The organism is Okeania sp. SIO3B5 (assembly GCF_010692555.1).
In the GTDB taxonomy this organism is placed as follows: Bacteria; Cyanobacteriota; Cyanobacteriia; order Cyanobacteriales; family Microcoleaceae; genus Okeania.
In genome coordinates this window covers 1-7182 of sequence record NZ_JAAHHG010000508.1, presented here as the reverse complement: position 1 = coordinate 7182, position 7182 = coordinate 1, and the positions used below count along the sequence as shown (strand labels likewise).

General features: G+C 37.3%; 4 protein-coding genes, 1 pseudogene and 1 riboswitch. Of the genes and pseudogenes, 2 read left to right on the top strand and 3 right to left on the bottom strand.

All coding sequences use genetic code 11. The features are described from left to right. Positions 1 to 2178 (top strand): DUF3536 domain-containing protein (locus F6K54_RS36835; RefSeq protein ID WP_293088879.1); only part of this gene is annotated, 2178 nt, incomplete at its 5' end. Positions 2179 to 2539: 361 nt separating this feature from the next. Further along, a pseudogene (locus F6K54_RS36830) lies at positions 2540 to 3221 on the top strand (IS701 family transposase); the annotation flags it as partial. Positions 3222 to 3601: 380 nt separating this feature from the next. Here the strand turns inward: F6K54_RS36830 and F6K54_RS36825 are convergent. The 3 genes from F6K54_RS36825 to F6K54_RS36815 form a co-directional block, all read right to left on the bottom strand. Then, on the bottom strand, positions 3602 to 3808 hold the full coding sequence (locus F6K54_RS36825) for a hypothetical protein (RefSeq protein ID WP_293088877.1): 207 nt from the start codon (positions 3806 to 3808) through the stop codon (positions 3602 to 3604). A 22-nt stretch (positions 3809 to 3830) separates the two neighbouring features. Next, positions 3831 to 4016, bottom strand: a riboswitch (Glutamine riboswitch). Positions 4017 to 4583: 567 nt separating this feature from the next. Continuing rightward, positions 4584 to 5645: a 4-hydroxyphenylpyruvate dioxygenase gene (gene hppD / locus F6K54_RS36820; RefSeq protein WP_293088875.1), complete on the bottom strand. Its 1062-nt coding sequence runs from the start codon at positions 5643 to 5645 to the stop codon at positions 4584 to 4586. A gap of 294 nt (positions 5646 to 5939) precedes the next feature. Next, entirely contained in the window at positions 5940 to 6647 is a 708-nt protein-coding gene (locus F6K54_RS36815) for an SDR family oxidoreductase (RefSeq protein ID WP_293088873.1), read from the bottom strand. Positions 6648 to 7182: the final 535 nt, after the last annotated feature.

Genomic DNA, 7182 nt, shown 5'->3' with positions numbered 1-7182 from the left:
AAATACACTCAAATTCGATGGGGTAAAGAAGACTTCCGCTCCAGGTTTGGTCGCGATCCAGAAGGAATGTGGTTAGCAGAAACAGCAATAGACTATCCCACCCTAGAAGTCTTAGTAGATGAAGGAATTCGTTTTATCATTTTAGCACCTTCCCAAGCACAACGTTGTCGTCCTTTACCCAGCACAGACAACCCTGATCCCGAATGGGTAGAAGTAGGTGGCAGTCAAATTGATCCCACCCGTCCTTATCGTTGTTTCTTACCAAATAACAGCGATAACTCCACAGAAACCCCATACATTGACATCTTCTTCTATGATGGTCCAATATCAAGAGATATGGGCTTCAACGATGTCCTGAATAGTTCCCATAACTTTGCCGGACGATTAGGCCAAGCTGTGCGGGGAGACCACCGACCTTCCCAATTAATTTCTGTTGCCACTGACGGCGAAACATTCGGTCATCACAAAGGGGGTACAGAAAAATGCCTTGCCTATGCCTTCTTAGGAGAATTTCCTCAGCGAGACTGGACAGTTACCAACTTTGCTCATTATCTCAGCATTAGTTCCCCTACTTGGGAAGTTGTATTAAAACCAGTAACAGCTTGGAGTTGTTCTCATGGTGTTGACCGTTGGCAAGATGATTGTGGTTGCGGTGGTGGAGGCACATGGAATCAAAAATGGCGGAGACCGTTACGAGATTCACTAAATTGGCTACGGGATCGATTTGTTGGCATTTACGAAGATTTTGGTAGTCACTTCTTCAACAATGTTTGGGCAGCACGAGATGAATACATTAAAGTAATTCTTGACCGCTCTATTGCTAATATTAATGATTTCTTATCTAAACATCAAACCCACGAACTTACAGAAATAGAAAAAGTAGATGCTTTGCGTTTACTAGAAATGCAAAGAAATTCTTTATTAATGTTCACAAGTTGTGGCTGGTTTTTTGATGAAATATCCCGACCAGAAGGGACTCAAATTTTACGTTATGCAGCGAGAGGAATAGAATTAGCAGAGGATGTATCAGGAGTACAGCTAGAAAAAGAATTTATCGGGCGACTTGCTTTGGCACCCAGTAATGTAGAGTTGTTCAAAACAGGTGATGAAGTTTATCGACAATTAGTTAGTACAGCTAAAATTAGCTTAGAGCAAGTAGCAGCTCACTACGCCATTAATTCTTTGTTTACTACTTATACTCGCGAACAACGAATTTACTGCTATAACGCCAAACAACATGATTATCAAATGCGACGTATGGGTAATCTCAGCCTAGCAGTAGGCCAATTGCAATTAGTTTCAGAAGTTACGTTAGAACGTAAAGATTTTATTTTTGCAGTACTGCATTTAGGAGGATGGGATTTCCATTGCTGTATCCGATCGTTTAACGGACGCAGGGTTTATACTGAGCTGAAACAAAAGTTATTTGATGCTTTTCAAAAAGCCAGTGTGGCAAATGCGATCGTGACTATGACTGAGTTATTTGGAGAACGTTCATTTAGCTTAGGAGACCTGTTTGCAGAGGAACGTCAACGGATCATGGGGTTACTGAGTCAGGAAACTCTAAATTGCTTGGATCAATTATATAGCCAAGTTTATCGCGATAATTATAGCATAATGATGGCTTTCCGCCGAGATAATTTACCTGTGCCTCAGGAGTTGCAGGTAGCTACTGAGGTGGCATTGAATCATCGATTATTGACGAGTACGAGAGGACTAGAAAGGGAAAGCAGTGATGGGAAATTGAGTGTTAGTTATTTAGCCGAGTTGGAAGCACTTGCTACTGAGGTGAATGATCAGCAATGTCGGTTCCACAACCTCGAAGTTAAGGAAGCTTTAGAAAGGTTAATTGTTAGTTCGCTCCGGCATATTTTGTACGATCGCGAGCATCATAATGTAGAGGAAGATATCTATAACTTAGAACGAATTATTGAAGTAGGCGATCAACTAAATCTAGGTTTATCTTTAACTAATGCTCAGGAGATTTATTTCCAATCTCTAGATAATCATGTTGTGCCTCTATGTTTAGATTATATTCAAAGACGAAATAATCCTGAAATACAAACTAATGGCGCAGAGGAAGGGGAAGCTTGGGAATTGCCTCAAATTAACAAGTTATTACAATTAGGTAAGAAGCTAGCCATTGATGTCGATCAATGGTTGAATCAATTGTATTAATAAAGTCAGGACTTACGCATTAACGCTATGGGTAGTGGCGCGTCAAGCTGAAAATGGTGTATTAAATTTTTGAGTATAATTCTTGCTATGACTAAGGTTTGGAGGATTTTCCTAAAACACTATTTCAAGCTTGACGCGCTAGTAGTAGACTGACACATCTAAAACTGTGCATTAGCTTTTAACTTGAAAATTCTTACTTTTGAATGCATGACTTTTGACTTTTGAATTGAATCTAATGAACCATTTAAGGCGTGTCAGTCCAGTAGGGTGTGTTAGCGGTAGCGTAACTGAGCGAAACACTATATTTGTTGTCATTGCGTAAGTCCTGTATATTTTAATCCCAAAGTCGAGCAATGCGCGGATAATAGATTATCGAATTTATGACCCAGATAGTGACAAAAAAACTAAGATAGATCATGTTGAAGAAATGATATTAAATGTGCTAAACAAAAAGAAATTACCATTTAAAACAGTATTAATGGATAGTTGGTATGCCACACAAAGATTAATGGGATTAGTAGACAACTTAGGAAAAATTTATTACTGCCCCTTAAAAATAAATCCAGAGCGTAGATGATACTGGAGGTGTAGAGAAATATAAAAATATTGGAGAATTAAGTTGGAATGAATCAGAAAAAATATCAGGTAAAATAATTAAAATTAAAGGATTTCCCAGAGATAAGAAAGTCAAACTCCATACGGGCAACTGTTTCTACCAACAGGACAGAATATATTGCAACTAATGACTTAGGTCAATCTTCGTATTTATGCTGTAGATATGAAGTCTCAAACTAGATGGAAAATCGAAGAGTTTCACAGGGAAATTAAGCAACTAACAGGTATAGAGTTTTGGATTGGGTCGTCTCAGTCAAATTCAGAAAAATCATATAGCCTGTGCTATGTTAGTCTGGAATTTTTTAAAAAGATTGGCAGTAAAACTAGGAAAAACTATCTATAAAATCAAGCATGAATTACTCTCAGATTATCTGAGGAAAGAATTGAAGAAGCCCACAATAAAATTCAAGGCTATTTTTATTTTCTAGGTGTTTTTTAACCTTGTTTTAACAATGGTACTTGTCTTGAGGCGATCGCTATAATTTTTAAGCGATCGCCTAAATTAGTAACGCTATATATAGCGTCCTTGCGTAAGTCCTGATCATATCATGTCCGGTAACATCGTTTGTGTATAGGATTAAGGTGACACTCTTGAGAAAACCTTCTGCCTCCTGCCTCCAGCTCCCGCTGCCTTCTGTACACCAAAGTCTAATTATTCAACCGGACATGATATGATATAATAAACACAAGACTTTTCAAGTTGTTGGTGGCTGAAATCAAAAAAATCCACCTCAAATGAAGAAGTGGATTTATTTTTTAGTTTGTTATTTGATGAAATTGAAATTAGGATGCTATATATTATCCTTCCTTAATATTTTAACAATGGAAATTGAAAAAACACTAAGGATATAACCAAGGTTAAAACAATTGTCCAAGGAGCAAAAACAATACTCAAAAATAGACAAAGTAATGCTATCCCTACTGTGACAATCTTAACAATCTCTTCAGTAGTATTGGCATAAATATAAACGGCAAAGAAACAAATGATGAGACTCATCAATGAAGTCGAAATCATTACAACTACCTCAAATAATAGTAGTACGTTCCTTCGGGATAGATGATTTTGCTGAACTTACTCAAAATAACCCGTGCAAGATTGAAGCTTTTTCTAGAACCTTGTTGAAAATAAGGATTTAAGTAAGTTTTTATTTCTAACCCCTACTTCCGTCTTCCTCAAGCTCTTGGTTAATCAGCCAATTTACACTGTGGGAAAGATGAACGATGAATTTTGTTATTTGATCTAATATAACTTTTTATTAAAGCACTGTCAATAAACAAAGGCAGCTATGCTGAGGGCATAGGGCAGAGGGCAGAAGGAACAATTGGATAGGGTTTTATATCAAATCCGCCTAATTGCACATAGATCAAATAAGGTAATAATCAGGGTTTTAAGCTATTGATTGTGAGGGCATTTAGTACCGGATTTGATCTTATACCGTACGAAAAAAACTGTAGAAAATCGATCTGAGCTTTTATCTTGATATTGGATTAACCAATACAGGCGCTCTCGGCACAGCTCACTATTCCCTCGGCTGTAAATGCTTCTGGGAATTTCTTATCTTATATCTGAAGACTGCCATTAACATCGGCATTAATGACTATATCAGTTCCACTTCTAAATAAGCCACGCTTGACTCGTTTACCTACATAGTTGTCATGGCATATTGGTTCTTCCATTCCCATTTATCCTGTCTCCTGTCTCCTGTCTCCTGTCTCCTGTCTCCTACCCCATCAAAAAAACTTTCCATACGCAAACCCTAATTAGCTAAGGTACTTTAGTCCAAATACTCTTAATTTTTGCCCAAACTACCTCGCTTCATTTGCTCTCTTTCTATAGCTTCAAATAAGGCTAGAAAATTTCCTTCACCAAAACCTTGAGCTTGCATTTGTTTACCATTCACCCAAGTAACCCTGCGTTCGATAAACTCAAAAAATATAGTTGGTTGAGGAAAAATGGGTTTGGTGAAAATTTGCAGTAACATTGCTTCCTGTCTCATTTCCTGCCAGTCTAGCAAAATTTGATAATCTTGAACTTTTTGCCAGTCTACTTCCGGTAAATAACCTAGCGCTTTTGTTTGCAGTTGAGAGTAATATGTTGCTGGAACTCGCAAAAAACCCAAACCACGCGATCGCAAATTTCCTACCACCTCCAAAATATTCTCTGTCCGTAAAGCAATATGTTGTATCCCCGCACCATGATTAGCATCCAAAAATTCTTGAACTTGAGAATTAGCAGATGCAGGTTCATTAATAGGAAATTTCACACCACCATCTGGATCAACCATCACTTGACTGCGTAAAGCAGATTTATCTGTCTGAATTTCAAAGCTCTGCTGGGGTTGGAATTCTAGAATTTGATGATACCAGTCGAGAGCAGATTGTAAATTATCCTCAGCCACATTTAAAACTACATGGTCAATAGCTACAATATCTGTAGGGAGTTGAGAAGTAGGATGTAAAATTTGTGCATCATCAATTTTTTCAACTAGAGTATGACTTATATCTCCCCATCCAGAAATTTTGGCCCATCTTAAACCCTGTGAGTCTTGCTGAATAGGTTGCAAAACTTCTGCTCCATTTGCTGCTGCTTTGGCCACAACTGAGTTAAGGTCTCGAACCCGAAAAGCAACATCACCTACTCCGGGAGGATGTATGCTGAGAAAATCAGCAACAAAATTTTCTGATGTGATGGGAGAGGATAGGGCAAAATATACTCGACCTCTGTTGATAATTTCCTTATGAGTATCTTGAGTGGTTTGAGAGGCGATCGCTTTAAAGCCTAATTTTTCAATAAACCAATCTCGTGACTTTATTGCATTTTCAACGTAGAAGTGAATGTGATCGAATTCCATAACCAACCTTTATTACCGAATAATTAATAATTAATAATTAATAATTAATAATTAAATAATTCTGGTTTAAAGCCTCCCCTTTTAAGGAGAAATAATATTTCCTTATTTTCAATCAAGAACGGTTTTAACCAGAGGTAATTATCCATTATCCATTATCAATTAATGAATGATGAGCCTAAATTCTTTTCTTTACAGGACTTAAGCAAAGACACTACATATAGTAAATTAGTAAATAAAAACTATAGCACTATGGTATATATAGTGTTTTTGTTGGAAAAATGTCTAACTTCTGCTTTAGAAAAATAAATGACTGTCTGGCTGAATATTAATTTCCATTGGTACAGCTTGGGGTTCTGCATTGAGAGCAAACATGATTGCATCAGCAGCAGTTTCTGAACTGAGCATTTTTGAGCGATCGACCTTTAAACTAACATTATCCCAGAAAGGTGTATTCACTCCTCCGAAATAGAAAAGAGTCACTTTTATGCCATAGCGTCGTAACTCATCAGCCATACATTTACTTAAACCTACCAAACCAAACTTAGAAGCACAATATACAGTCCCCATGGCCATTGAATGTTTGCCGAGAATACCAATAACATTGCAGATATGGCCTGATTTTTGTCCTTTCATTACATTGGCAGCAGCTTGACAAGTATAAAAGCTACCTTTCAAATTCAGGTCAAGCATAATATCTAGGTCAGCAGGTTCAATTTTGTTCCATTGTTTGAGAATACCTGCTCCTGCAGCATTGATTAACACATCAATTTTGCCAAAATGGTTGGCCGTTTTTTCCATCAGAGTTTCTACTTCCTCTGGGTTGGTAATATTTGTTGGTATAGTAATAGTCTCGGTAGTAGATAGTTGAGTGGCTAAACTATTCAATCTACTGCTATCTCTGGCAGCTAAGACTAAGCTAGCACCAGAATTTGCGAGTTTCTCTGCCACTACGGAACCTATACCACCAGTAGCACCTACAATCACAACAACTTTGTCCTGCATTAACTCTCTCTTTACATTTCTTTACATTTTCTTTTATGATACAGCTATAATCAGAAAGTTTCATCTATCAATGAAGGCAGAAGGCAGAAGGCAGAGGGAAAAATTTGATGGAGTTTTATACCAAATTGATTTAAGTAGGGTTTGCTGAAAAAGTCTTTTAGTCGGGGTAGGAGACAGGAGACAGGAGACAGAAGACAGGAGAAATAGGAATTATAGAGGAGGTAGGAGGAAGAATAATCCCTTGATTATTCTGCGCAACTATGCGCCTAAAATGCTAATTTTTTGAACCATTACGACCATTAAGCTTGGACTTTTTTTTACTAAAAAATGCGCTCTAGCTCTATATGTCAATGCTTTTAGCCCACATTCCGCACGTCAATTTGTAACATTAAAAGTAGTATAAAAAAACATCTTGATTCAGTATTTATACGGTATAAATTATCTTCATTGACCTGGATCGAGAATCAAATTATCAGGAAAGTATTAAGTATAAATACTCAATTATCACCACTACTATTTTCTTCTGAATTCTGGA